The organism is Haloquadratum walsbyi C23 (assembly GCF_000237865.1).
GTDB lineage: Archaea > Halobacteriota > Halobacteria > Halobacteriales > Haloferacaceae > Haloquadratum > Haloquadratum walsbyi.
The window spans coordinates 1,958,355-1,984,069 of sequence record NC_017459.1; the positions used below are offsets into that span (position 1 = coordinate 1,958,355).

Genomic DNA, 25,715 nt, shown 5'->3' on the forward strand with positions numbered 1-25,715 from the left:
GAAGCTGGCGACCAGCGACAGCTGTATCTGAATTGCGGCTTCAACACAGAGCTCAGTAGAGACAAGTAGTAAACTCGATATCTGTTTAGGTCACTGAGACAGCTGTTGGCGTCTTTGTCTTGTTTCGACGTCTTCCGGACGTGAAGTCTTACTTTCGCGGCTGCGGTTATCGGTAGAGTGGACAACTAGCGATATTAGACCGCAACCGGTAGGGAGACGATCCATAAAGAGAGGAGAGTGTACCCAATCATCAAGATGAGAAGCGGCATATGAGCGACTATTGCCCACTGATCTGTCGGAGTGAGTTCCCGGATAATCGCGTCAGCTGTGACGACGGCGATGATGTGACCGGCAACGATAAGAAGCACTTGTGCCCCCCAGAGCAGTGGCAAAGAGAGCCACCATAGTGGGTTAATTGACGGAGCACCGACGATGGTCGGTAGTCGACCAGTGTACGTCAATACGTAACTAACGTTATGTGCGAACTCATACGCCGCTGCAATGGGGAGTACCGTCGGTCCAAGGGCAAGTACCGTCGTGACGGTTCCCTCTCCATCAGAGTCGATATGATGTTGATTCGTCAGTCCTGCCCGTGTTTGTCCTTCAGTGATAACTCGACCGACGACAATCGCGATTGTCATGAATCCGCCGACGAACCCAATAAGTCCAAGACAGTACAGGAGAACACTGACAATTCCGCCAACCCCGAACGTTTCCTGTACCCAAAAGTAGATTTCGCGGTATATGGGCGATTCTGCGAATCCATCAAAGGTGACTGTATACACCATCGTAACGACGAACGCGACCATCGTCTGGGATTCGACTGGAGTAGTGCAGTCCTGCCAGGGGTACCGGAAGACGATTGCAGGCTGGCTTTTATCCATCGCATGGAGTCTAATTGGTGCGACCGTCCCCAAAAGCTCATAAAATACCTCCATTGCGTCCGCACGCTCGAACCACTCCCGACCGAACACAAAAGCACCGAGAAGCATCACGAGTCCGTACGCAGCGACGACAACAGCCGTCACCTCAGGGAGTCGAGGGACGCGCGTGAGGTTCTCGATGATGCCGATGAGTATGACGAATCCGAGAAACGCGGGCCAGTGACCAAGCCATTCGGGATATCGACGCCACCGTATTTCGCCGCCCTCAATCCAACAAAGAGAATTATATACCGTCCGCCATGGCGAGAGTACCCGCCATGGACTCCCAACGATCACGGCGACAAGAGCGACACCTTTGAGCCACACGGACCATGTTAACAGTGTTGCGACGTTTTCCCCTGGAGCACGCGGACCGGCAATGCCGTGGAACAACACAGCGAGGAACGCTATAAGAAACCCGACGCGGCTGATGACACGGAGTGCATTGATAAGACGGCGTGACACAGCGCCAATAATATGATCTCGGCTTGGTGTTGTGTCGAATCTCGCGAGGAGGACCGCGCTTAAAAACACCGTAGCTCCCGCTCCAATGTAAACGAATCCCAGTGGGATCGGCGCATCAAAGCGAGTAGCGAACTGGTGTGCCGAGACGGGTGTCACGAACAGTCCAAGTCCGAGGAAGATAATCAGTGCGTGTGCCGCAGTTAGTGCACTGTTCCGATCTCCCATTACTCTTGTTTTGCAGCACGAATACAAAACGGACGCGAAAGTTCGTCCCTACAATGAGGGCTCAGAGGTCCCAAATATTTAGCATATATTACTACGGCACTGGTGGAGCGTGGTTCACTGCTAACAATTGTTGGTAATTTGATTTTTTGTCCAAAACGGAACGTCTAAGTCGGCGTTCCAGTTGAATTGACTGTGATTCCGGATATAAACATCGGTTATATTGCCAACGACTGCTAAGGGCAGATATCATCATAACTGTCGAATCGCCACCACAAGTCGCCCGTCATGGTGGGGACGAAACAGCATTCATTCAGATGACACGGTTTCTATTAAAGACTGTGCGGCTATTTGAGCAACGTTTATCTTCGAATCGACACTCATTTGATTTGAAACGTCTGTGTGCATGTTCCGATTCATATTCGAATGACGACACTCACAGCCCCAGCAGTTGTTTCGAGAGTCAAACCACAATCCTGCTTGGTATCGACTCATAACATTCAATACAGCAATGGATCTCTCTGATACCGACCTCCCACGGCGACAGATTCTCAAGACAGCGGTGGCACTTGGGGGTTCGAGTGCTTTAAGCGCCTGTTTAGACCTCGGTGGCTCCGAACCGGTTCCAACCGGCAATCTGAACGCGAAACCCTCACGCCAACACGCTTGGCGTGAGTACGTCCGCCAAGACGAGCACGGGAACTCACAGCTCCCGAAACATCAGATACTCCTCTATATTAATTTTGACGCGGATGCTCAACCGTCAAGTGATACTCGGTTGACGCTTGAACGAGCATTGACGACTCTGGATCGGGCGTATGAATGGAGTCATAAGGGATTGCTTCACTCGATTGCGTACTCGCCATCGTACTTCGAGCGGTTTGATCAGCCTCTTCCTGAGAATATAGATCTTCCTCAGCCACGGGCGCTCTCACCGTTTGAATCACCGACGTTCGATACACAGGACGCGGTTATCCACCTCGCAAGCGATCGCGCCAACGTAGTGCTTGAAGCCGAACAAACCCTTCAAGGCAAACAAGATCAAGCGAATGGCGTGTCCGTTGACGGTCAACTCACTGACGTCGCAACGGTCGATTCACGACGGACCGGATTCATCGGCGCTGGACTCCCAGCGCAACACCAAGATGCGGCTGGCATTCCTGACTCAAATCCTGTTCCGGAGGCATCGCCGCTGTTTATGGGCTTCGAGGTGGGATTCCGCGGAAACCAGGCTACCGAGGACTACGTCACTATCCAGGATGGACCGTTTGCGGGTGCAACAACGAAGGTAATCGCCAATATTCGTCAGCGTCTCGAGGACTGGTACGATGAGCAATCATCCAAGGACCGCATAATGGAAATGTTTAGTCCTAGTCACGCCGAGAACGAACTCGTTGAGGGGACCGGTTCGAATCTGGGCTCTGATAGTGGTATTGATCAGTTCGTTGATGACATCGAAGCGGATGCAAGAGAGTATAGTCGCGTTGGTCACGCACAAAAGGCTGCTCGTGCGAATCGAGACGAAGCTGGAAACGTGAAACTCCTTCGTCGCCATTTTGAATCAACGGATGATATTGAGTCGGACCAGAAGGTAGCAAGCCTTCACTTTCCATCCCTGCAGCATCAAATTACGGATTTCGAGGATGTACGCCAGGCGATGAACGGGACTGATTTGACTGAAGCTACACCAGCAATCCGTCAACGTGTTAACAACGGTATTCTTGAGTATATTTTCGTCCGCCGTCGCGGGAACTTCCTTGTCCCCCCTCGTCGACACCGGGCAGCTCCGACGCCGAAACCCGAGTCATAATTATAACTACTGTGTGTCCCATAGCAACGATTCAACCATAGAAACAGAATCAAGTTTTTGAATTGTAAAGATTACCAGGACGCGAATTGTGGGAGATCGTCGATATCTGATTTCGACTTAAATTACAATCAGATTATGTATCAAGTCTTCAGTTATACGATTATCTCCAAAGATATGATACTCAACTTCTTTGTGAGCACCACTCAGAATAGCCGATATGGAAGCAAACAAAATCGATGACACCGACCGCGCGATTTTGCATGCCCTTCAGATGGACGCGAGAAACATGTCTTCAAGTGATATCGCAGAGCGAACTGGGACCGCAGATAGCACGGTTCGAAAACGGATTCAACGACTTGAGTCTGCAGGAATCATCAAAGGGTATAGTGCAGAGGTTAATTATCAGCAATCTGGATATCCACTTCGGATGCTCTTATTCTGCACCGCAGCAATTCCTGAGCGTGGCGAGCTCGTTTCTGATGTCTTAGCAATTGATGGTGTTGTATCGGTCCAAGAGTTGGTCACCGGTGAGCAAAATCTACTTGTGACAGCCGTTGGTGAAACTGATGATGACATCACGCCTGTTGCACAGGATCTGCTTGATTGTGGATTAACAGTCGCTGACGAGGTTCTCGTCCGAAGTCATGAAACGACACCATTCGGTGGATTTGATAAGAATGTCAATGAATCATAATTCGATTTGCTGGTAGATTAATCAAAAAGTTGAAAAAGCGCTCATATAGAGCGATTATATATGTGATGACATAGAGCTTGCTAGCTGCTGAGGGTCGAATCACAAAACAACACGCGTAACATCAAGTGGTCCCGCCCGTCGGACAACGGCACGGATTGGATCAACGGCACGTGAAAGATTATTCGAATCACCATCAATAATGAGTAATGCAGCCCGACGACCGACATCAATTACCCCGCAATTCAGTCCAACAGCCTCGGCACCGGCGATTGTAGCCATCTGAAGCACTTCGCGTGCTGTCACATCAAAGTGTTTCGCAGTGTATGCCATTTCTCGGAACATCGATGGGGAATTGAGCATAACATTATCGGTTCCCAAAGCGACGGTCGTGTGATCAAGAAGTTCACGAATTGGCGGTCGACCAACATCAAGTACATGATTTGCCCGTGGACAGACAACTACTGGAATCGAGTTGTCTGCTACTTCGGTAAGATGCTCAGCTTCAGCATGAACCATATGTATCAAGAGGTCTGGATCCAGCGCAAGGGCGGCATGAATGTCGCTTGCATCCGGTTCACCTGCATGGATTCCAAAGGGCATATCAGCCATTTGAGCAGCAGTCCGTTGAGCACTGAAATCATCGTCCGTCGCACCGCTTGCACCATATCCATCGGCAACATCCAGCACATCGTCCTCACCACTACCAAAAATAAACGCTGTTAGGTCCCGTTTTGATGCAGCCGAACGGAGTGCAGTTGCCCCAGAAAGACCTGATTCTCGAAAATCAAGACAGGTACCTGTCCCTGTCGATTGCATAAATCCTAGCGTGCGATATATACTTTCAATAAGCGTCTCTCGATCAACGGCTGAAAGTCGACGGTGTTTGAGACTATCTGGTGGTGCGACGGCATCTGTCAATGAGAGTCCAACAGCAGCCTCAGTCGCTACTGAGTCACCAAGGTGGGTGTGTGCGTTGACAAATGCAGGAAGAATGATATCCGTTGATGAGTTTGGCTCCTCCTCAACCGCCATAATCTCTCCATTATCAATTAAAACCCGCCCACGTACTGGTTCAAGTGTTTCACCTCTGAGAATTGTTCCTTCGAACCGCTCCATACGATATAAGCCAGATAAATCACAATATGACTTTCCATTTCGGTAATGACGAACAATTCAATAGTATCATTTGCCCGGTATGGTCATATCTGTGAGCATTATTTCCTGCAGCTATGCGTATGAGTGAACAGATGCGGTTAAGATACTAATATGTCTCCGTGATGTATACTGGTTGGATATTCCAGAATTGACATCCTCCTCCGGGTTCACGCGGAGGAATCCCGAGCGGTGGGAGTTTCAGGTTTCACACTCCCACCGAACAACCAGCCAGTGCGAATCTGAAGGGTTGTTCGCGGTCTGAGACGGGTGCGGGGGCGGGGGCGGGTGGGACTGCTGGCGGTGCCAAGCCGCCGGTACTCCTACTCCTATTCTCGACCATGTACAGCGTCCAAGCGTTGTTTTTGCCGCAGGGACGCCGGCAGGCGTTAGCAAACTCGGAGTTACTTTCAATGTTGCTTCCAAGCAGTCGGGCACAGCATCTGCATCTGCATCGGTTCAGTATAGGAACCGACCGTTCACCAGACTGGTTCCGATGATTGTCTTATTGCTTGGGGCGGACAGGCCGCCATCGTAGGACTGGCGGGAATCGCTCTGTTTCCAACCGATTCCTATTTTATTGCGTGATTGCCTATTTAAATATGTGTATTTTGAAATTTAAATCGAGCGACGACAGTAGGATTTTGGAGGGCGTGACGGCGCGTATCCACGGCCTGAAGACCGTGGTATTGCGCCTGCTCAGCATATAATAGTCATTATCTATATCGAATATAATGTTCTTTTATTGATTATTTGAGAACGATATGGTATAATAAAAGAATTAAAGTAACAGTCTGTTCGTAATTATATTCAATACGGCCGATTACGCTAATATCGCCCACTGCTATAGCGACACTCGAAACCACTTGTGGTGATGCAGTGATAGTAGTGGAAACGATTATATCAGCCATCGGTGGTGTCGGTCGACGGTAAATCGAATAATGACGGTTGATAATCAGTCGCAGACGGTTGAATCAAATTCAGAATCAAAACTATCGCTAAGCGGTGACGCCAACACAACTGATCAGGACACATTCATACGTTCGCGTACATGGATTCCAGTTCGTTTCACGCAGACAATGTGGACATTATGGATTCTAAGTGTTTGTGCCCTCATTGTTTGGACGTGGCGCGGGGGCACATTTGGTGTGTCTTCAGATATCGATATCGCATGGATACCGACACAACTATTCAGTATTGATGGTCTCACGCTCACAATTTGGGTTGCAGCGACATTTTTCAGCGGTATCATTCATAGTTATGCCCGACGCTATCTCGCAGGTGAACAACATCAAAATCGCTTTTTTTTATCCGCATTCGGGTTCACGGTGGCAGTGATTATTCTCATCGTTGCTAATCATATTGTGATATTTACACTCTCATGGATGATAATGGGACTATTGATGACAGCGCTGATCGGTCATAATCGTGGATGGTCACAAGCACAAATGGCTGCATCATTTGCACGACGGTATTTTCTCATCAGCGGCACGCTCATTGCTGTTGCTGGCGGTGTCCTTTGGTGGACGGCTGACGTCGTCACAATCGATGCTGCGGTTGGCGCAGATGTTATATCCGGGCTCAGCTCACTCACAATCGCTAGTGTCACGATTATATTAGTTCTCGCAGCGATGATTCAGTCAGCATTGATTCCATTTCATACATGGATGCTATCATCAATGACTGCACCGACACCAGCCTCTGCACTCATGCATGCTGGATTTGTGAATGCAGGTGGGATTCTTCTTGTTCGATTCGGACCGATTATCGAAGCAGACACTCGCCTACTGATTTTTATTATGCTCATTGGAGCACTGAGTGCACTTGGAGGAAAATTCCTCAAGACGGTGCAGTCGGATGTCAAACGGAAACTTGGATGTTCGACCATCGGGCAGATGGGATTTATGATCATGCAAGTCGGACTTGGATTCTTCGCTGCAGCAATTGCACATCTAATCCTGCATGGCTGTTATAAGGCATATCAGTTCCTCTCAGTCGGCGACACGGTCAAACACGTAACTCCAGAGACAGTACATGAAAAAACCGAAAACGAGAGTGAACTCACAATTTCGAGGATTATCATAACAGCGATCATAGCAATCATTGGGGGCGGTGTATTCACGTTCATTACTGGTAAAGGAGCAACGCTGGACAGTGGTCTGCTTCTGAGTGGACTTATCGTAATTACGACATTGCACGCCACACAGCGTATATTGCAGCATACTACAATCGCCAAACACCTCCGATATGGTGCGATCATGATTGTTTTTATTCCTGCAATCGGTGTGTATGGGCTCTTGTATGCCGGTATTGCATCAATAATGGAAATAGGAGGTGTTACTCCAGCAGTCCCAACAGAATTGACGATTGCACATGGTATTGTCGCAGGAGGATTTCTTATATCATATGTAGTGATTGAGACAGAAATATATCGGCGTAGTCATCGACTGTATGTGCTGTTGATGAACATCTCACAACCGCCAGGAGAGACATTACTCACTACAACGGAGGAGTATGATGACCACTGAATCAACATCTGAGAGTAAGACTAAGACTGAGACGGAGACAGAACAGAGGAATGACCTTTCGAACTCAGGCAATTCATCAGAGGATGCGTCGCGTCCTGGGTCATCACCGGTCAGCACTGAGTCTGACCCTGATAATGATGACACATCAGTGTCAGCAAATACAATCGTCAAACAATACATTGAATCAGCCGCAGAGAGTGTTGGAGCGTTGTGGCCGATTCATTCATTTGTGACAGCTAATCCACTCAACGGGTTTGAGGACCAACCATTTCACAAGGCTGTCGCTGCAGGCGCAACCCGATTTGGTGGTGATGGATATCCTGATTCAGATGTGTTTGAGCACGCATGGAAGACTGGACAGATTAATCAAGAAATTCTCAAAAAGACACTGGATGAGTATGAGACTGATCACACCCCAGCATCAGCTATCGCTGCAATCGACTCAGGTACACAAGCAACATCAGGTCGTGATACGGGAGTAAGAACGGGAACAGGGGTGGGCGATGAAATAAATAATTGGGATGAAATTGACAAACGAGTGATAAAGTGGCTCTCAGCATTCCTTGACGCAGGGAGTGCAGAATGGGAGATGCCAAATCGTGGGAGTGGATTTTATACGGCTTTTCAATCAGTTGCCACATATGACACGATGATTCCTGATACTGATTTGATTGAGGATCCACCAGCTGACCCAATTGATGCTGTTTCCACGGTGCTTGCGTCGTATCCAAGATCACAATGGAGTGAGATCATTGAAGCGCAAATAACGGCACTTCCAGGATGGACAGGGTTGATATGTTATCGAACTGAGAATGAAACGGCGTGGCAGACAGCATACCCAATTACACTTGTTGGGTATCTTGCGGCTCGTATGATGCTCGCAGATGCGCTTTCAATACCACTCGACAGTATCTCCCGACCAGCACATTCAGTCACGAGCACAGAAGAATCAACAGCAGATATCGAAACGTATCCACTTCAAGAGATTATACTAATCGCATGGGAGCGTACCTACCGCGAAGAGCTTATTGAGCAAATTGCTGATACTGCAGATAATCATAAGCATGAGCATGATCATGAGCATGATGCCGACACGACAATAGGAGATGATGTAGAGCCACAGGCGGACTCACGTTCATCCTCGGTTCGTCCAGATGCACAACTTGTATTTTGTATTGACACACGATCAGAAATTATTCGTCGACATATTGAATCAACAGGTCAATATGAGACTTATGGATATGCTGGATTCTTTGGAATTCCAATGCGATATAGAGGGTATGATGATGCTGTCAGCATTGATGCATGTCCGCCGATTGTCGATGCACAGCACCGTATCAGTGAGAGTGCAAAACATCCAGACGAGAACAAGACACCGAATGGTCAATATAATTCTCGATATGAGCGTATACGCGACATATATGATGCAGGGATAGATATTGTTGATTCGCTCGCATCAAACGTAACGACAGCATTTAATTTTGTTGAGACGACCGGGAGCGGCTATGGAGTCGGACTTGCAGTCCGGACGTTGTTCCCACAGAGGGTATATGATATCCTGACGCGGATTGAGAATCGATTACCGCGTATAGATGTTATCTCACAGCCACAACTCAACACAGCGACTGGAGAAGTGAATCAATATAGTCACAATGAAACAGATGGATCACATTCTGAGGATGTACTTCCATACGGACTCACTCATCAGGAGCGCGTCGAATATGCCGCATCGGCGTTTGAATTGATGGGATTGAAAACATTCGGTCGTGTTGTTGGGTTTATTGGACACGCTAGTCAGACTGCAAACAATCCATTCGGGTCAAGTCTTGACTGTGGTGCGTGTGCAGGGAATGCCGGAGGACCGAGTGCGCGTGTGCTTGCACAGATCTGCAATGATGATGCGGTTAAATCATCGCTTCGTGACCGTGGAATCGATATTCCAGTAGATACGGTGTTTATTGCAGGTGAACATACCACAACGACAGATAAAATAACACTCTATACTGAGGCAATTCCGGATAGCCATCAGGACGATATTAGATCACTACAAGCAGACCTCTCTATCGCTCAGGAGGATGCAGCGGCTGAACGTCTTGAATCACTCAGTGGCGATACCACAGTGGATGCCATCCAAGACATTGAGCGACGAGCCGCTGATTGGGCGGAAACGCGCCCAGAATGGGGACTTGCTGGTAATGCCGGCTTTGTTATCGGCCCCCGACGGCTGACAGATGACGTTGATCTCGAGGGTCGTGTGTTCTTACACTCATACGACTGGCAACAGGATGAAACCGGAAGCGCACTCAAATCAATTTTGACTGGACCACTGATTGTGACGCAGTGGATCAACGCACAGTATTACTTTGCAACCGTCGACACAGCGGTTTATGGTAGTGGCTCAAAGGTTACACAGAATCCAGTGGGGAATGTTGGTATTTATCAAGGTAATGGTGGCGATCTTATGCGAGGATTACCGATTCAGTCCGTTCGAAAAAGCACTGACAATCTATATCATCAGCCGATTAGACTCTCGACGGTCGTCCATGCACCAGTATCAAAGGTCACGCACGCACTTGCTGATCTTGAGTCTGTCACTGAGCTGTTAGATAATAATTGGATTTCGCTGACTGTTATTGATCCAACACGCGAAAACGATGCATTTCATTATGTGAAAGAGCTTAAATGGCTACCACATGGGGAGGGGTACAAACACGATGCTACCGAATGCATCTCCCCACAGAAAAACCAGACTGTCTCGTCATCAAGCGATTGAACCACCCATCAACAAATGGGCACGGGTCAACTGCTTTGGGATCAAGCCCCGAGGTATCCGTCTTGATTCTTGATGAATTGAACTCAATCAATCGGAGGCTGTTATTTTCGTTCATGAGAGAATATCGCATAGCGGGTAGTGGGTTTCAGGGTTTGTATCAGTGAACTATATGCATATCCTCAGGGTGGAGTCGATAACCCACATCCAGTATCATACATCGTTTATCGGGTCAATTAATGACGATTCATCGTTTTCAGGACTGTTTACACGGGTTGAGACAGGATATGCTTCCAATTTATCTCCTGAATATGGCGTAAGTAATGACTCAACAGTGTCAGTATCTTCATGAAGCCATGCTGATTCTGACTCGGGTGGAAGAACAACAGCCATTCGATGGTGAAGAGAGGACACAACCTCGTTTGGCTCCGTTGTAAGGATTGTAAATGACTCGATGGCTCCTGTTGCGTCAGTAGTTGTGTTATCTGTCTCTCCAGCGCCAAAGTCACCAAGTCCGGTCTGTGTATGCGTCGGTTCCCATCGTTCCCAGAGTCCAGCCATTGCAAAGATTCGGTCATCTGTGAAGGCGACTCGGTACGGTTGTTTACTGTCGTTGCCTTTCTTCAGGTCACCATCGTCACTGACCCACTCATAAAATCCGTCTGCAGGAACAAGACATCGCTGTGATTCATACGCAGTTGCAAAAGTTGGCTTATCTGCGACTGTCTCTGCGCGAGCATTTATTTGCCCACCAGTATCATCATCCGCCCATGAGGGAATCAGTCCCCATTTTAGTTCCTGGAACCGATTTGGATTTGCATTCGTAATTACCGGGAGTGTCTGTCCTGGCGCACAGTTGTATCGTGGGAGCGCGTCTGCTATCGTCGGCGGGGCAGTTGCATCAAATCGATCACTAAGTTCTGATGCAGAAGCGGAGAGCGTGTAACGACCACACATAATATACTAATTTGGGAGAAACGTCTTAATTCCTCCAGGCGAAATCCTCACAGCATAAACCGCTCACGCGTTGAGCATAGTCGGTGGAGTCAACGCTGTGATTGCTATTCTTCTCTGTATTATCATGAATCAACGACGTTGAATATCCATATTCTGTAGTTTCATAACTCACTGATAATAAGAAGAAATTAATTTATCGGTTGCTGAAAATAGTGTATGCGAATTGAGAATAGTTTTATTCCTGTCTCAGGCGTTGGCGAGTCGCGCGAGCGTTCACTATGGGAGGCAGATATCATTTCTTGGGAACGATTTGACCCGACAGATGCCCCTGTCGGTCCAAAGACAGCAACAGCAATTGAATCCTTCCTTGCAGAAGCACTCCCGCGACTTGATGACGGCGATACACAGTATTTCAATGAGCAATTTCCCGATAGTGAAATTTGGCGACTGTATGAAAATACTCGTACCGAGACGGTATTCTTCGATATAGAAACCACAGGACTCGATGCAGGGTATAATGATGTTACGACAGTCTCATTTCATCAACAAGACGAGACCACAACACTTGTTCGCGGTGACGACCTGACACGCAACCGAGTGCGTGAACAGTTTCGCACTGCACCACTTATTGCTTCATTCAATGGCAAACGATTTGATGTCCCATTTCTAGAGCAGTGCTTTGATATATCGATTGAAACACCACATCTTGATTTGATGTATCCATGTCGACGAGTCAATTTGACTGGCGGATTAAAGTCAATCGAGAATGAAATTGGCATTGACCGTGATCGACCTGATCTTTCAGGTCGGGATGCAGTCCGGCTGTGGAGTCAATATAAACGAAATAATGACACTGATGCGCTTGAGACGCTAATCTCATATAATCGTGATGATACGGTGAATCTTCGTAATCTTGCTGACGTTGTGGCGCGAACGCTGCATGAGCAATCGCTGGGGGCGGCAACTGGGACACCGTGCGGAATTGCGGATCCACGCGAATAAGCTGCTTTTTGGTCGACCTAAAAATAGAAATACCTCGGTCAGAAATAGCTGGCATGGACGATATAGCATATACATTTGATGATCTCACAGTTGTAATGGGAACATATAATGAATCAGATGCAATCACGTCAGTGCTGACAGATATTGAACGTGTGACTGACGGGCATGCTGATATTGTTTGTGTTGATAGTTCAGATGATCGAACTCCTGAGATTGCTCGTGAACATGGAGCAACAGTGATCGAACAGCCACCACGTGGATATGGGTACGCTGTTGAGACTGCATTGTCTAAAGCAGAGACACCTGTCATTGTAACGACTGATTGTGATGATACATATCCAATGGATGCACTTCCAACGTTTCTTACACTTATCAATGATGGATATGATGTCGTATCTGGTGATCGGCTGTACTATGGGGCTACAGCAATGCCATTGTTGAATCGCATTGGGAATGCAGCGTTCGCGCTTGTTGCCTCAGCACTTGTTGGCGAACGTGTTCATGATACAACAACAGGGATGCGTGCATATCGTCGGCGTGTAATTGAGGATATTGAGTGGACTGAGAATACTGGATTATCCGCAGAACTATTACTGAGACCACTTTGTCGTGGCTATCAAGTTCGAGAGGAACCGATCACATATGATGAGCGATTAGGTGAGACAACACTCGACCCAGTTGACGGGGGACTTGCGATTGCCAAGTCAATTGTTACTATAGGAATTGAAGAGCGACTTGGTATTACACTCACCTGAGAATATCAGCAACACGGCGAGGTTCATCGCCGAGTGTTGGATCCTGTTCAATTATTTTAAGCACTTCATGATCAGTGACGTCTGGGTATGGCTTCTCGATTGCTTCCTCAATAAGCGTTTTTTCCAGTCGAAATTCAGTTCCGTCATAGATCACATCAACGCCATCGTCGTCAAATGAGAGAACAGTCATACATGTATTATTCAATCGGTGAATAAAAACGCGTTACTCTGCAATCGTGAGATGTTCACTAGTGCCTGTCTGACGGGTGTCGTACGGGTCGTTTATTAGGGATGCGTCTCGTGTTGAAAAGTGTGTCATTCGGGAATGATCCGTTCGACTCGCTAACGATTCCTGACGGCACGACCGTCGAGGAATATGATCTTGTTACCGAGGGGAATGTAATGATTGGCGGTCAAAGCACCGTCGAGTTCGGCGTGAGAGCACGAAATATTCTCGCCGGTGAGCGTGTTCAATTCGGTGGAAGTATTGAAGCGGAGCGCGATTGCCGACTTGATGTCTGGTGTGAGGTCGCCGACAACGTTCTTGTTGGAAAAGATGCATATCTTGGTGAACGGGTACACATCGGAGGACAGCTATTGGTTGCTGGTGATCTTGACATTGGCGATGACGTGACGGTTGAAGAAGGATTTGAAGCAAATGGATGGATTGTAATTCGCAACCCAGTATCCTCACTGGTATTTTACTTTATTATCCTCTCACATCTACTGCAGGTTAATGAAAGCGAGGCAGCAAGCGAATTCGTTCAAGAAATCGCGGCTGAAGCAGAGAATAATACTGACGATGCAGATACTGATAGCAATGATGTAATGATGATTGTTATTCCGCGTGGAGCAACAGTATCAGATGATATCTGGCAGGTATCCACACCGGCATCGATTGGTGATGACTGCCGGCTTCACGGAAATGTCCGGGCAGCATCGATTACTGTTGGTTGTGACACCAATTTATTCGGGAGTCTTCGCGCTCGCGGAGATATCGATATTGATGAGCGAACACGAATCCATGGGGATGTCACAACGCGTAATGGTGCTGTTTCAATCAGTGCTGGCGCTCGAATTCGCGGCGATGTTGTTTGTGATAATCTTCAATTGCACGATGATGCGGAGGTGTATGGGACGATTCGCGCAAGCGGTGAGGTGAATATTGTCCATGCACCGATTGCCGATGAGTAATCATACACGTGATGGACGGAAACGTACTTGCCGGCGTCTCGCCTTCCTGTCAGTATGCTCTCTATTGCGCTTGCCGGAAAACCGAATGCCGGTAAATCGACCTTCTATCAGGCAGCAACGATGGCTGATGTTGATGTTGGGAACTATCCATTTACCACAATTGATCCGAATCAGGGAGTTACACATGCACGAACCCGCTGTCCCTGTCTTGATACAGAAACTCGGTGTGGAAACTGCACGGATGGGATTAGATACGTTCCAGTCGAGTTGCTTGATGTTGCTGGGCTTGTTCCCGGTGCGCATGAGGGTCGCGGACTTGGAAATCAGTTTCTTGATGCACTAACTGACGCTGACGCTATTCTTGCTGTTGTCGATGCGGCAGGTGCAACTAATGCTCAAGGTGATCCCGTCGAAGTTGGGACATATGACCCGGTTGAGGAGGCTAATTTCGTTGAGGAAGAGTTAGAACAATGGCTCGCTGGAATTATTGACCGCAATTGGGAAACAGTCGTTCGTCAGTCCCGGGCACCAGAGTTTAAGATTGATGAGGCAGTGACAGAATTGCTGACGGGATTCGGAGCGAGTGAACATGATGTTGCAACCGCGCTCCGGTCAATATCGTATCCTGATGACCCACAACAGTGGAGCATGGACGATCAGATGGCACTCGCAGTTGATATCCGCGAACGAACAAAGCCAATCGTACTTGTGGCGAATAAGGCTGACATTGCCCCTGTCGAAAATATCAATCGACTCCACGATACCTCAAAGCCGGTCGTTCCAGCGACAGCAGATGGGGAACGCGCCCTTCGCCGAGCTGCAGACGCCGATTTAATTGAATATAATCCAGGAGATACAGCAATCACAATTACCGGGGATATCTCTTCAACACAACAGGCAGGTCTTGAGACGATTCAGAATGTGATGGAAAATACCGATGGGACAGGTGTGCAAGCAGCTATCAATACAGCTGTTTATCATCTTCTTGAAATGATTACTGTTTATCCAGTGGAAAATGAGACCCGATGGACCGATGGAAGCGACGATATGCTTCCAGATGCGGTCTTACTCCGAAAAGGGTCAACCCCGCTTGATCTTGCATATGCAGTCCACTCTGATATTGGCGATGGATATCTATACGCCGTTGATGCACGCGCAGAACGACGGATTAGCGAGGATCATGAACTCTCTGAGGGAGCCGTCGTTAAGATTGTAAGCACAGCTTGATCATCCCAGAGCCAAAAAAAGCTTCTCTCAACGATTCTCGGTTATCCTCAGCTAACGGCAGTATATGCTTGTTGCATAATATCGAGTGCCTCGCGAAGTGATTCTTCATCAGTTGCATATGATAATCGAGCGTACCCATTGCCGTTCGCACCAAATGCATCACCAGGGACAATAATCACGCCACGCTCAAGACACTCCATGACAAATCCATCAGGAACTTTCGGCATACAGTAAAATGCACCACGTGGTGTTGGAACCTCAAGACCAATATCGGTAAGCCCATCGACAATGAGGTCACGCCGACGCTCAAATGAGTCCGTCATTTCAGTGATGACATCCTGCGGACCAGTAAGAGCAGCTTCTGCAGCAAATTGAGACGGGGCTGCCGCACATGCCTGTGTATATTGATGTACACGGAGCATGCGCTCAACCCGGGACGTCGAGCCAAGAACCCACCCAAGTCGCCATCCGGTCATTGAATATAATTTTGAAGCAGAATTCACCACAACCACATTATCACGGTCAGCAAACGCAAGTGGTGAGTGAAATTCCCCATCAAAAACTGTGTACTCATACACTTCATCTGAGATACAGAACACATCATATTCATCAGCAATCCGAGCGAATTCACGGATATCCGTTTGTGATGATACAGCACCAGTTGGGTTTCCTGGGCTATTAACAACGAATGCAGCAGTATCAGCAGTTATGCGCTCCTCAATAGCCGCAGGATCGAGTGTCAGATCGTCACGAAGTGGAACTGGAACAGGTGTCCCACCAGCGAGTCGGGTAAGGGCGTCATATGAGACAAACCCCGGATCAGGAACGAGAACCTCATCGCCGGGGTCAATATGTGCTTCCATAACAATATGGAGTGCCTCAGACCCGCCGGCAGTCGCGATAATCTCATCAGGATTAACAGTGATATTCTGATCACGCTGATGTTTCGCTGCGATTGCCTCACGAAGTGACATCATTCCTTTGTTCTCTGTGTACGCGTCTGCTTCACCTGCCTGAATTGCCTCAACGGCTGCATCACGTGCGTGTGCTGGTGCTGGGAAGTCGGGTTGTCCTAATCCAAGATTAATTGCGTCCTCACCTGCGGCCTCAAATACCTCTCGGATTCCACTGATTGATACTGACTCCACACGATCAGAGAATGAGTACATATTCACATTGGAGATTGCCACGAGGTTATTTCTTGTCTCTTTGCATCAGGTGATTTGTATTGTATGCATGTACTGATACGATCTTCAAGCACATGAGAGACTGAGAATCTATATTCAGTTATTCGTGATCTTAAATAAGAAAATATTACCGGTATAACTGACAGAAACAAACTCGTATATCCTCCTATAACGGAATTATTGAACGGTAAAACGTGGTATTAGGTAGTCTTATGACGTCCGGTATATATGCGACCTTCGCCGGCTACCTGAGGCAAAAGCATGTTGACCATCTAGTTTGCTTAGATGAGTAATAGACAGGATAGCGACCAGACATACGTATCTCGACGTCGGGTCCTGCAGGCAAGTGGGGCGGTTACAACAGCCGGTATAGGTGCATTCGCAGGCTGTTCCGGCACTCGTGGCGGGAGCACAGGTGCAAGCAACAGCGGGATCGAAGAGATTCGTGTTGCGTATATGCCGATTTATCCCGATATGCAATACTTTGTTATGAAAGAGGAGGGGTATTTTGATGCAATTGATGCTGACGTAACGGGTGAGGTTTTCTCTGATGGTCCGAGCATTGTCCAAGCATCAGCAACAGGAGATTTCGATGTTATGATGTTTGGAATCGTTCCGGCAATGATTATCATGGATAAGGGTATTCCATCAAAGATCACCGGGGCAAATATTCAGAACGCAATGGAGATTTTAGCGCGTGATTCATTTGCATCGATATGGGAGAATGCCCAGTCAGGTGCTGAAGCGTTTGCACAATTTGAAGCAGAGCGTGGTCGGAAATTCACCTTTGGAACATTTCCACCAGGATCGGTCCCTGACATCCTGCTTCGTTATTGGCTGACTGAGATTGTCGGAGTTGAGCCTGGATCCGATGTGTCAATCACACCACTTGGTGGGGCTGGCCCGGTTCGACAGGCGTTACTTTCCAGTAGAATTGATGGAACATCAATCATGGAGCCGGTCCCAACGGTCGCTTCTATGAATGATGCTCCATATCAATCGATTGCATGGGCTGGAGATTTCATGCCAGGACAACCAGCCGCAGTCACGCTCATGCATGATAGACTTCGCTCTGACAACCCTGAGGTCGCACAGACATTCATTGAGCAGCATCAACGTGCAACAGCATTCGCGAAAGAAAATCCTGACACAGCAGCCGCACACGCGAGCACGGTCATCGGTGAGAGTGTCCTCCCAGTTGAGACAGCACGGCGTGCAATCGATGCGCGGGCGTCTGATTTCATTACAGACCCACATAAGATTGCTGATGGTGCAAAGATTTTCTCTGAATATGCCGCTCAAGCAGGGAAGATTGACTCAGTACTATCAAATGATCAACTGTTCGATTTCAGTGTGTATGATTCAGTATGAGCGTTGAAACACCAACTGATTCAGAGCCAGCAGTCCCAACAGGAGATCGTAATCAAGATCGCGATGAGGAGACAGGGTCAGTTGAGACAACTCAAGGGTTGTTCGGAGATATTGATCCAGCAAGTATCGGGTATGGAATTGTTGGAAGTGCAATCTTTGTTACAATCTGGCAAGTCGCTGCTGCTGCTGTTGACCAGACATATTTGCTTCCATCACCGATTGAGGTAGCAACAGCATTCATTATTGAATTAACTGCCTCAGCCACATTTACACTTCCAATTGCGGGTATAACAGTGCCAATGACTCGACTTACTGCAAATCTCGCACAGAGTCTCCTCCATTATCTTCCAGGGCTTGTTGTTGGAAGCACACTTGGAGTCAGTCTTGGACTAGCAATGGGGTGGAGTGGGCGGCTTGATAACGCATTAACCCCAGTTACGCGGTTTCTCCGACCGATTCCACCGCTTGCATGGATTGTATTTGCGATTGTCTGGATTGGTATTGGTCATGGCGGCGCTGCATTTATTGTTGGGATTGGTGCATTCTGGATTAATTTCTATAACGCATATGCCGGTGTTGAGGGCGTTTCAACACATCTCAAAGAAGTAGCTGCGAGTCTTGGCGTAGATGATGATTTGACGATGATCCGGAAGGTGATTATCCCAGCAGCAATGCCATCGATTACGACTGGGCTTCGAACGAGTATTGGACAATGTTGGATGATTGTTGTCGCCGCAGAGCTATTTGGTGCCCCTGGAGTTGGCTTTCAGATTATCAATGCAGCACAAAACCTCGCAACAGATGTTAGCGTCGCATATATGGTTGTAATCAGTCTTGTATTTCTCGTAAGTGATGGCGTATTCCGACGGGTTGAGCGGAGGCTTCTCGAATGGCGGGTATAAATAAAAACTCAGACCAATATGCAAAAGCAGACAATCATCAAAACAACCGTGGCAACGAGACAAGAGCAAAAGTTGTTGTTGATACGGTAACTAAGGTATTCGAATCTGAACGGCAGACAGTTCGAGCCCTAGATGAAGTATCATTCACTGTCTCCGATGGTGAGTTTGTGTGTCTTGTTGGACCGTCTGGATGCGGTAAGACAACGCTCTTCCGAGTAATTGCCGGTCTCGAAATGCCCACAAACGGTGAAGTGCGACTTGCGGGTAACACTGTCACAGGTCCCGGGACTGATCGTGGGATGGTATTCCAGGAATACGGGTTATTCCCTTGGCGAACTGTCCAGGAAAATGTCGCATTCGGACTCGAAGAGCAGGGCGCTGTCGAACCAAACCGCAGTCGTCGGGTTGATGAAATGCTTGAGTTAGTTGGTCTTACAGAGTTCAAGGACGCATATCCGAAGGAACTCTCTGGTGGAATGAAACAGCGCGTTGGGATTGCACGAGCGCTTGCTGTTGACCCAGAGATTCTTCTTGCAGATGAACCATTTGGAAGTGTTGATGCACAAACACGGGAGATGTTACACGATGAGTTATTATCAATTTGGACAACGACTGGAAAGACAGTACTGTTTGTGACACATGATGTCGAAGAAGCAGTGACACTCGCTGACCGAGTTGTTGTGATGGCACCGTCACCCGGTAGAGTCAATGAAATCGTTGATATTGATGTTGATCGTCCGCGACAGCGAACAGACGTCACATTCGGTGAATATGTTGAGCAGATTCGATCACTGATCGGCGAGTAAACTGTCTCAGTTTCATATCTAAGCTCTGAGACTTCTTATTTTTATTTGTTTTTTACGGAAGAGAGCTAATTTGCGATATCTCAAGACTCATCAGCGGCCTCACGGAGCGCCTTCACATGCGACATGATAACTGAAAGTGTCACATCTGGGTCTGCATATCCTTGTTCGTAATCGTCATAGGCTGCATCAACATCATCAAGAAACGTTGCAACAGCCGTTGCTAATTCAATATCATCTGAATCAGTGTCCATTAACATATACATATGCATCATTGGAGTCGAAAAAAGATACCGTCAGACTCACATTCAATGTCGCTGGTATTGTAGTCACCATACTCTTGAGCGTTATATGATATAAGCCAGAGAGGTTTTATTCATCTCGTCATTATCTCTAGAAAGATGCGGTTGGACTTCGAGCGCGGAACTATAGCCGTGGAGGGAGATGACTCTCTTGTTCCGCACACCACATGGGATGAGCGAACAAACACCGATCGGGCTCTTGGATTTCGGTATCGAGAGATCAAGGATTATCTTGACACCTCGGAGGTTGAATACGAGAATAATGTGCTGAATCTTGTTCCATCACCTGAGCTGACGAGTGAGATTGAATTACGGGGATATCAACAACAGGCACTGAATCGCTGGCTTTCCGAGCGCCGTGGTGTTGTTGTCCTGCCAACAGGAGCTGGGAAAACATATGTTGGAATAGAGGCTATTGATGAGATAAACAACTCAACCTTTGTTGTTGTCCCAACGCTTGATCTTGTAGACCAGTGGAAATCAGAGCTTCAGGTATTTAATCTTCCGATTGGTGAATATACTGGTCGTCAAAAGACAATTAAGTCAATTACAGTCTCGACATATGATTCAGCATATACTCATGCTGAGAAGCTTGGAAATCGGTTTGAACTGCTGATTTTTGATGAAGTTCATCATCTTGCATCTGAAGGGTATAGACAGATAGCAGAATTATTTGCTTCCCCCTTTGCATTAGGGTTGACAGCGACATTCGAGCGTGAAGATGGCAAACACGAAGTATTGGGTGAGCTACTCGGTGGAAAAGTCTATGAGATTGAGACGGAGGAACTCACTGGTGAATACCTGTCAGAATACACTGTTGAGCGGATCACTGTTGATCTGACATCGGAAGAGCGGAAAGCGTATGATGAAAATGTTGAGACCTTTCGGAAGTATCTGATGTCGACGGACATCACCATGCGTAGTCCAGAGGATTTCCAGAAGGTTGTTTTACGAAGTGGAAATGACCCTGAAGCGTGGCGTGCGGTTCGTTCCCGAAATACAGCCCGTCAGATTGCATATAGCTCAGAATCAAAACTTGATGAACTCGCAACTCTACTTGAACAACACCGCGACGATCGTATTATCATTTTTACGCGATATAACGATCTCGTATATGACGTTTCGAACCGGTTCTTCATTCCAAGCATTACATATACAACTAAAAAGAGTGAGCGTCAGCAAATTCTCAAACAGTTCAAAAATAACACGTACAACGCAATTGTGAGTTCACAGGTACTGAATGAAGGTATCGATGTCCCAGATGCAAATATCGGTATTATCTTAAGCGGAACAGGAAGCAATCGAGAGTATCGACAGCGGCTTGGTCGTATTCTTCGTCCCTCAGGGGACACGGCTCACCTGTATGAAATTGTTTCAAGCGGCACCGGGGAAATTCGAACATCAACTCGACGGAAGTCCTGAATATCTATGTTGACAAAGGAATTGCTTGAGGTGACGAAACGAAAACCAAAGATAAATCCACGCTACCGAGACATTGATAAATATCAATCAGTTGCAACGCACGTTCTTGATGCGTATGAGTCAGGACAGACAAAAAAGCAGATTGATGAGACAATCGAGACATTAGAAACACATGATACGTTCAAATTGGTTCGTGGGTTATCAAAACTACTTGACCGGCGTGCTAAGTTTGAACAGCAGTTTCCAGTCGATCCATCAAAACTACGCAACGCTGTTTTTACTCATGGTTTTGTCACCACGACAGACCAACGAGAACAAGTGCTTGCCACTGTCGGAGATGAATTTGAATTAACGCCAAATGAAGTAGAAAGTAACCTGTGGGCTGACAGAGAGGACCATGCAGTTCTTCGATCCGAGCCTGAAATCACTCCATGTGAATTGCTTCGTCAGTATAATATATCCCTGACACAGACGCTGTTATTCGATGCCATTGAATTAAAATTCAGCGTGTCGGATAACTTCCAAGAAATCTTTCGGTTGATTTCATATCTTGGATTGATGTACACTGTTGATGAGGACTTAACAGTGACTGTCACTGGACCCACATCGCTAGTAAAGAAGACACGGAAATATGGAACAACGATGGCAAAGCTCATTCCTCACATTATGAAGCCATCGGAATGGGATCTGACTGCGAAGATTGAAACAGATGTGAATGGTGACCCGCAGATATATGAGTTTAATCTTGATTCAACGAGTGCGGATTATTTCCCAGCAAAGACGGTGAGCAATTCGTTCGATAGCGAGGTTGAGCGAGATTTCGCAACTCGGATTCGCACGTTGATCGATGGATGGACAATCAATCACGAACCTACCATTCTTCGAACTGAAGACCGGGTTATGATTCCGGATTTCAGCTTTGAGCGAGACACGACAGAATTTTATCTTGAAGTGGTTGGGTTTTGGACTCCCGAGTATCTTCGAGAAAAACGACGAAAAGTAAATTATGTGAAATCAGAACATCCGATTATACTTGCGGTTGATGAATCATTAAATTGCACAAAGTCAGATTTTGATGAGGCGAACGTAGCAGACGTGTTCTTCTATACTGATCAGATCCCAGTGAAACCAGTAATGAAGCGACTGCACGCCATTGATGAACGTAAAGCAAAAGACGATGTTGAATGGCTGTACGAACGCGAAATCAGTATAGCTCATGACGAAATTATTGATATCAACGCACTTGCCGGATCACACGATGTTGAACCAGCAGCTGTTGAGATGTACTTGGACGATATATATGATGGAGTCATATCGAAGATGAAATTTATTCCGGACACAGCCCTCTCTGAGATTGAAGCTGAGATCGATGCATTAGACAATATGACACTTGCTGATGTGAATCCAATCTTAAAAAAATATGATGTGGGACAAGATATCCTTGAAGAAATGGGGTATACAGTCAACTATATTTCACTCAACCAGAACGAAGCCAAGATAGTAAGATCAGAATAAATATATCGATATCAATATCGATATCGGTTATATATGATAATAATCAAGAATCATCTGGTTTCATTGACCTTCTTCTACCCCTGAAGGGGGTGGGCTTCCGCTCACTATGTGTCATTCAACTCAATTAAACCGTGTGTATAGGTAGCGTCTCAACTGAGATCCTCACGTCGCCCTTTAGGCACAGTTGATCGGAGTTCATCATGCAGATAGAGACCAACACCAATAGGCTCAGTCTTACCTGCAATCTTATGTGCAACAATAAGATACCCCCAATCACCGTTCCACCGTGGAAGCGACTGATCAGTGCCATCAGCAAATCGAAGTGCTGCTTCATCTTCCAGTGTTAGGACGTTTTTGCTTGCATGAGTACCGAAACGCTGGACAGCATTTGTTGAGGGTTTCCAGTGTTCTTGACGAGTGCGAAGGATACGGAGACCGACTCCCTCAATTGGTAGTGGCGAGACATATTCTGCAGCAACAGCCCAGATCTTTCCATTCCCTTTTTCCCAGAATGTGTGATAATCCCATATCGTCGGTGAAATACCAAATCGACTATTCCACCACTGAATTATCTCCTCACGTGTGGGTCGTCCAGCGACAACACGATCTGTTGCGGTTGCTGGTAGGCGGTCGAATTGTTGTCCATCGTTCGATGCTGTGCGGTCATTCATGATGTCACCTCAAGTTTCGCACAAAAGAATCCACCTGTGTCATTATGATGAGGGTATACACGATGTGTTAATTCCATAGACGGATCATATGACTCATTATCCCACTGTGTTATACCGGAGATAGTTTTGAATCCAGCTGGTGGATTCCATTGAACAACGCGACATGACTCTGATTCGAGAACGTGATTGACCACGCCTTCGTTCTCCTCAGGTGCGAATGTACACGTTGAATAAACAACAGTTCCACCGGGGCGTGTTGCTTGGACAGCACGGCGAAGAATATCCTTCTGAATAGCGACCACGCTCATGACATGCTCACGTGACCACTGCTCAAATGCGTCCGGATTTTTTCTGATTGTGCCTTCGCATGAACATGGAGCATCAACAAGCGCATGATCAAATGCCTCAATTCGATTTGCTCTTTCTGTTCGCCCCCCAAATGGGTTGAATGAAAAATTACGTGCATCCTGATTCGTCACCACAAGATTTGTGACACCCAATCGTTCAGCATTATGTCGAAGTGCGGACAGTCGACCAAGATTATTATCATTACCAATAACAACACCTGTATCATCCATTAATGCAGCAAGTTGTGTCGTTTTGCTTCCAGGCGCTGCACACGCGTCCCAGACGATTTCACCTGGATCTGGATCAACTGCAAGCGCAGGTAACACAGATACTTCTTCTTGACCATGGAGCCATCCATGAAAGTACGGCCATGAGATACCAGGGCGATTTGTTTCAAGTTTGAACAGACCAGAGTGCCATCCAATCGGCTCATAATTAATATTTGCTTCGTTAAGTGCCTCCTGAGTGCGTCCAACAGATGATTTAATGGTATTAACTCGAACGACAGATGGAAGCGGGCGAGCGCAAGCATCCCGAAATGCTGTCACATCATCGATGAGCGTTGCATAGCGCTCAATTGGGTCCATAATCAGATGTACTGATGCCCAAATTTGTCGGTATCGGTCTCGGTTCCAAATCAGATCTACAGATCTCGAGGCAGTTCACGTGTTGACCCAGAAGTGATTGAACCGATATTCGTTCGTGGTGACTGTTTGTTTTTTATGATAATATGCAATATATCATGTATGGCACAACTTGAGATACTAACAAATTCAACAGACATATCATTGACAGATCCATCATTGATCGAAGGATTTCCTGGCATTGGGCTTGTCGGGAAAATTGCGGCTGATCATCTCGTTGCAGAGTTTGAAATGACGCACTACGCGGACGTTCATTGTGAAACAATCCCTGCAGTAGCAGTGTATCAGGAAGACGACCCTGCGCTTCGATCACCTGTTCGGTTGTACGTTGATGTTGATCGCGATCTTGCCGTGCTTCAAAGTGATGTCCCAATCAGCCCCGAGGCAGCAACGGAAGTCGCAACATGTTTGTCTGAATTTATTGATGAAACAGCCATGACACCAATATATCTTTCCGGCATTCCCAAAGAAAAAACTGAAACAGTTCCATCGTTGTATGGCTTTGGTGTTAGTGAAGGGGTGAATCAAGTTCAAAAAGCAGATATTGCGTTACCAGATGAAACAGGACTGATCTCAGGTCCAACCGGAGCACTGTTGAGCGATGCTGTGATGTCAGATCGAGATGCCATTGGCTTAGTCGTTGAGTCGGACCCACAGTTCCCTGATCCAGAGGCGGCACGGGTGCTCATTAATCGCGGGATTGAACCGCTCACTAGTATTGACGTGCCCGTCAATGATCTCGTTGATCGAACCGAACAAATCCGGGAAGCTAAAGAGCGCCTTGCGAAGCAAATGCAAGAGGGGGGTGAAGAGAGTACACAAGCTCGTCCGATTGGAATGTATCAGTAAGA

At 47.2% G+C, this 25,715-nt stretch carries 23 protein-coding genes; 15 read left to right on the forward strand and 8 right to left on the reverse strand.

Going from position 1 to position 25,715, the window contains the following annotated elements; all coding sequences use genetic code 11:
• Window positions 1-194 precede the first annotated feature (194 nt).
• Window positions 195-1,613, reverse strand: a complete 1,419-nt coding sequence (locus HQRW_RS08630; RefSeq protein ID WP_014556282.1) for a hypothetical protein — start codon at window positions 1,611-1,613, stop codon at window positions 195-197.
• A 185-nt stretch (window positions 1,614-1,798) separates the two neighbouring features.
• Between HQRW_RS08630 and HQRW_RS17165 the strand changes: the two genes are divergently transcribed.
• From HQRW_RS17165 to HQRW_RS08640, 3 genes are all read left to right on the forward strand, one after another.
• Window positions 1,799-2,107 (forward strand): DUF7350 domain-containing protein, encoded by a 309-nt coding sequence (locus tag HQRW_RS17165; protein ID WP_455429227.1) that lies wholly within the window; start codon window positions 1,799-1,801, stop codon window positions 2,105-2,107.
• A 14-nt stretch (window positions 2,108-2,121) separates the two neighbouring features.
• Entirely contained in the window at window positions 2,122-3,420 is a 1,299-nt protein-coding gene (locus HQRW_RS08635) for a DUF7405 family protein (RefSeq protein WP_014556283.1), read from the forward strand.
• A gap of 217 nt (window positions 3,421-3,637) precedes the next feature.
• A complete protein-coding gene (locus HQRW_RS08640) occupies window positions 3,638-4,114 on the forward strand; it encodes an Lrp/AsnC family transcriptional regulator (RefSeq protein WP_011571846.1) in 477 nt (158 codons plus the stop codon).
• 99 nt (window positions 4,115-4,213) lie between these two features.
• On the opposite strand, the gene HQRW_RS08645 is transcribed toward HQRW_RS08640, so the two are convergent.
• Complete coding sequence (locus tag HQRW_RS08645) at window positions 4,214-5,230, reverse strand: amidohydrolase family protein (RefSeq protein WP_014556284.1); 1,017 nt, start codon at window positions 5,228-5,230, stop codon at window positions 4,214-4,216.
• 977 nt (window positions 5,231-6,207) lie between these two features.
• Between HQRW_RS08645 and HQRW_RS08650 the strand changes: the two genes are divergently transcribed.
• A complete protein-coding gene (locus HQRW_RS08650) occupies window positions 6,208-7,794 on the forward strand; it encodes a proton-conducting transporter transmembrane domain-containing protein (RefSeq protein ID WP_014556285.1) in 1,587 nt (528 codons plus the stop codon).
• Window positions 7,784-10,567 carry a DUF2309 domain-containing protein gene (locus HQRW_RS08655; RefSeq protein WP_020936613.1) on the forward strand — a complete coding sequence of 928 codons (2,784 nt, stop codon included), beginning with the start codon at window positions 7,784-7,786 and terminating at the stop codon, window positions 10,565-10,567. The genes HQRW_RS08650 and HQRW_RS08655 overlap by 11 nt, the downstream gene beginning before the upstream one ends.
• 210 nt (window positions 10,568-10,777) lie before the next feature.
• Here HQRW_RS08655 and HQRW_RS08660 read toward each other — a convergent pair whose 3' ends face one another.
• Complete coding sequence (locus tag HQRW_RS08660; protein WP_014556287.1) at window positions 10,778-11,521, reverse strand: SOS response-associated peptidase; 744 nt, start codon at window positions 11,519-11,521, stop codon at window positions 10,778-10,780.
• 216 nt (window positions 11,522-11,737) lie between these two features.
• On the opposite strand from HQRW_RS08660, the gene HQRW_RS08665 reads away from it, so the two are divergent.
• The gene (locus HQRW_RS08665; RefSeq protein WP_014556288.1) at window positions 11,738-12,523 is read left to right on the forward strand and encodes a ribonuclease H-like domain-containing protein; all 786 of its coding nucleotides are present in this window, start codon (window positions 11,738-11,740) and stop codon (window positions 12,521-12,523) included.
• A gap of 53 nt (window positions 12,524-12,576) precedes the next feature.
• Window positions 12,577-13,278 carry a dolichyl-phosphate hexose transferase gene (locus HQRW_RS08670; RefSeq protein WP_014556289.1) on the forward strand — a complete coding sequence of 234 codons (702 nt, stop codon included), beginning with the start codon at window positions 12,577-12,579 and terminating at the stop codon, window positions 13,276-13,278.
• Here the strand turns inward: HQRW_RS08670 and HQRW_RS08675 are convergent.
• A complete protein-coding gene (locus tag HQRW_RS08675; RefSeq protein WP_011571853.1) occupies window positions 13,271-13,468 on the reverse strand; it encodes a DUF5800 family protein in 198 nt (65 codons plus the stop codon). The two genes, HQRW_RS08670 and HQRW_RS08675, sit on opposite strands and share 8 nt — an antisense overlap.
• 122 nt (window positions 13,469-13,590) lie before the next feature.
• Between HQRW_RS08675 and HQRW_RS08680 the strand changes: the two genes are divergently transcribed.
• Both HQRW_RS08680 and HQRW_RS08685 read left to right on the forward strand, forming a co-directional pair.
• Window positions 13,591-14,472, forward strand: a complete 882-nt coding sequence (locus HQRW_RS08680) for a polymer-forming cytoskeletal protein (protein ID WP_020936614.1) — start codon at window positions 13,591-13,593, stop codon at window positions 14,470-14,472.
• A 54-nt stretch (window positions 14,473-14,526) separates the two neighbouring features.
• Window positions 14,527-15,699 carry a redox-regulated ATPase YchF gene (locus HQRW_RS08685; RefSeq protein WP_014556291.1) on the forward strand — a complete coding sequence of 391 codons (1,173 nt, stop codon included), beginning with the start codon at window positions 14,527-14,529 and terminating at the stop codon, window positions 15,697-15,699.
• A 47-nt stretch (window positions 15,700-15,746) separates the two neighbouring features.
• On the opposite strand, the gene HQRW_RS08690 is transcribed toward HQRW_RS08685, so the two are convergent.
• Complete coding sequence (locus tag HQRW_RS08690; protein ID WP_014556292.1) at window positions 15,747-16,868, reverse strand: pyridoxal phosphate-dependent aminotransferase; 1,122 nt, start codon at window positions 16,866-16,868, stop codon at window positions 15,747-15,749.
• A 303-nt stretch (window positions 16,869-17,171) separates the two neighbouring features.
• Between HQRW_RS08690 and HQRW_RS08695 the strand changes: the two genes are divergently transcribed.
• From HQRW_RS08695 to HQRW_RS08705, 3 genes are read left to right on the forward strand one after another with little or no spacing between them, the layout of a single operon-like run.
• Complete coding sequence (locus tag HQRW_RS08695; RefSeq protein ID WP_014556293.1) at window positions 17,172-18,257, forward strand: ABC transporter substrate-binding protein; 1,086 nt, start codon at window positions 17,172-17,174, stop codon at window positions 18,255-18,257.
• The gene (locus tag HQRW_RS08700) at window positions 18,254-19,159 is read left to right on the forward strand and encodes an ABC transporter permease (RefSeq protein WP_014556294.1); all 906 of its coding nucleotides are present in this window, start codon (window positions 18,254-18,256) and stop codon (window positions 19,157-19,159) included. The genes HQRW_RS08695 and HQRW_RS08700 overlap by 4 nt, the downstream gene beginning before the upstream one ends.
• Window positions 19,147-19,965 carry an ABC transporter ATP-binding protein gene (locus HQRW_RS08705; RefSeq protein WP_014556295.1) on the forward strand — a complete coding sequence of 273 codons (819 nt, stop codon included), beginning with the start codon at window positions 19,147-19,149 and terminating at the stop codon, window positions 19,963-19,965. Before HQRW_RS08700 ends, HQRW_RS08705 begins: the two co-directional genes overlap by 13 nt.
• Window positions 19,966-20,045: 80 nt before the next feature.
• Here HQRW_RS08705 and HQRW_RS15570 read toward each other — a convergent pair whose 3' ends face one another.
• Complete coding sequence (locus tag HQRW_RS15570) at window positions 20,046-20,222, reverse strand: hypothetical protein (RefSeq protein WP_158298130.1); 177 nt, start codon at window positions 20,220-20,222, stop codon at window positions 20,046-20,048.
• Window positions 20,223-20,363: 141 nt separating this feature from the next.
• Between HQRW_RS15570 and HQRW_RS08710 the strand changes: the two genes are divergently transcribed.
• A complete protein-coding gene (locus HQRW_RS08710) occupies window positions 20,364-21,686 on the forward strand; it encodes a DEAD/DEAH box helicase (protein ID WP_014556297.1) in 1,323 nt (440 codons plus the stop codon).
• A 6-nt stretch (window positions 21,687-21,692) separates the two neighbouring features.
• On the forward strand, window positions 21,693-23,201 hold the full coding sequence (locus tag HQRW_RS08715; protein ID WP_014556298.1) for a DUF790 family protein: 1,509 nt from the start codon (window positions 21,693-21,695) through the stop codon (window positions 23,199-23,201).
• A gap of 149 nt (window positions 23,202-23,350) precedes the next feature.
• Here the strand turns inward: HQRW_RS08715 and HQRW_RS08720 are convergent, their stop codons facing one another.
• Both HQRW_RS08720 and HQRW_RS08725 read right to left on the reverse strand, forming a co-directional pair.
• Window positions 23,351-23,872, reverse strand: a complete 522-nt coding sequence (locus HQRW_RS08720; protein WP_014556299.1) for a DUF7122 family protein — start codon at window positions 23,870-23,872, stop codon at window positions 23,351-23,353.
• Window positions 23,869-24,807 carry an RsmB/NOP family class I SAM-dependent RNA methyltransferase gene (locus HQRW_RS08725; protein WP_014556300.1) on the reverse strand — a complete coding sequence of 313 codons (939 nt, stop codon included), beginning with the start codon at window positions 24,805-24,807 and terminating at the stop codon, window positions 23,869-23,871. The genes HQRW_RS08720 and HQRW_RS08725 overlap by 4 nt, the downstream gene beginning before the upstream one ends.
• A gap of 159 nt (window positions 24,808-24,966) precedes the next feature.
• On the opposite strand from HQRW_RS08725, the gene HQRW_RS08730 reads away from it, so the two are divergent.
• Window positions 24,967-25,713 (forward strand): proteasome assembly chaperone family protein, encoded by a 747-nt coding sequence (locus HQRW_RS08730; protein ID WP_014556301.1) that lies wholly within the window; start codon window positions 24,967-24,969, stop codon window positions 25,711-25,713.
• Window positions 25,714-25,715: the final 2 nt, after the last annotated feature.

Bases quoted from the DNA above. Each gene is read 5' to 3' on its own strand.
- HQRW_RS08705 (WP_014556295.1), top strand. From the start codon at position 19,147: ATGGCGGGTATAAATAAAAACTCAGACCAATATGCAAAAGCAGACAAT.
- HQRW_RS08715 (WP_014556298.1), top strand. From the start codon at position 21,693: ATGTTGACAAAGGAATTGCTTGAGGTGACGAAACGAAAACCAAAGATA.
- HQRW_RS08700 (WP_014556294.1), top strand. From the start codon at position 18,254: ATGAGCGTTGAAACACCAACTGATTCAGAGCCAGCAGTCCCAACAGGA.
- HQRW_RS08655 (WP_020936613.1), top strand. From the start codon at position 7,784: ATGACCACTGAATCAACATCTGAGAGTAAGACTAAGACTGAGACGGAG.
- HQRW_RS08645 (WP_014556284.1), bottom strand. From the start codon at position 5,230: ATGGAGCGGTTCGAAGGAACAATTCTCAGAGGTGAAACACTTGAACCA.
- HQRW_RS08690 (WP_014556292.1), bottom strand. From the start codon at position 16,868: ATGTACTCATTCTCTGATCGTGTGGAGTCAGTATCAATCAGTGGAATC.
- HQRW_RS08675 (WP_011571853.1), bottom strand. From the start codon at position 13,468: ATGACTGTTCTCTCATTTGACGACGATGGCGTTGATGTGATCTATGAC.
- HQRW_RS08635 (WP_014556283.1), top strand. From the start codon at position 2,122: ATGGATCTCTCTGATACCGACCTCCCACGGCGACAGATTCTCAAGACA.
- HQRW_RS08710 (WP_014556297.1), top strand. From the start codon at position 20,364: ATGCGGTTGGACTTCGAGCGCGGAACTATAGCCGTGGAGGGAGATGAC.
- HQRW_RS08695 (WP_014556293.1), top strand. From the start codon at position 17,172: ATGAGTAATAGACAGGATAGCGACCAGACATACGTATCTCGACGTCGG.
- HQRW_RS08730 (WP_014556301.1), top strand. From the start codon at position 24,967: ATGGCACAACTTGAGATACTAACAAATTCAACAGACATATCATTGACA.
- HQRW_RS15570 (WP_158298130.1), bottom strand. From the start codon at position 20,222: ATGTTAATGGACACTGATTCAGATGATATTGAATTAGCAACGGCTGTT.
- HQRW_RS08665 (WP_014556288.1), top strand. From the start codon at position 11,738: ATGCGAATTGAGAATAGTTTTATTCCTGTCTCAGGCGTTGGCGAGTCG.
- HQRW_RS08640 (WP_011571846.1), top strand. From the start codon at position 3,638: ATGGAAGCAAACAAAATCGATGACACCGACCGCGCGATTTTGCATGCC.
- HQRW_RS08630 (WP_014556282.1), bottom strand. From the start codon at position 1,613: ATGGGAGATCGGAACAGTGCACTAACTGCGGCACACGCACTGATTATC.
- HQRW_RS08650 (WP_014556285.1), top strand. From the start codon at position 6,208: ATGACGGTTGATAATCAGTCGCAGACGGTTGAATCAAATTCAGAATCA.
- HQRW_RS08725 (WP_014556300.1), bottom strand. From the start codon at position 24,807: ATGGACCCAATTGAGCGCTATGCAACGCTCATCGATGATGTGACAGCA.
- HQRW_RS08660 (WP_014556287.1), bottom strand. From the start codon at position 11,521: ATGTGTGGTCGTTACACGCTCTCCGCTTCTGCATCAGAACTTAGTGAT.
- HQRW_RS08685 (WP_014556291.1), top strand. From the start codon at position 14,527: ATGCTCTCTATTGCGCTTGCCGGAAAACCGAATGCCGGTAAATCGACC.
- HQRW_RS08720 (WP_014556299.1), bottom strand. From the start codon at position 23,872: ATGAATGACCGCACAGCATCGAACGATGGACAACAATTCGACCGCCTA.
- HQRW_RS08670 (WP_014556289.1), top strand. From the start codon at position 12,577: ATGGACGATATAGCATATACATTTGATGATCTCACAGTTGTAATGGGA.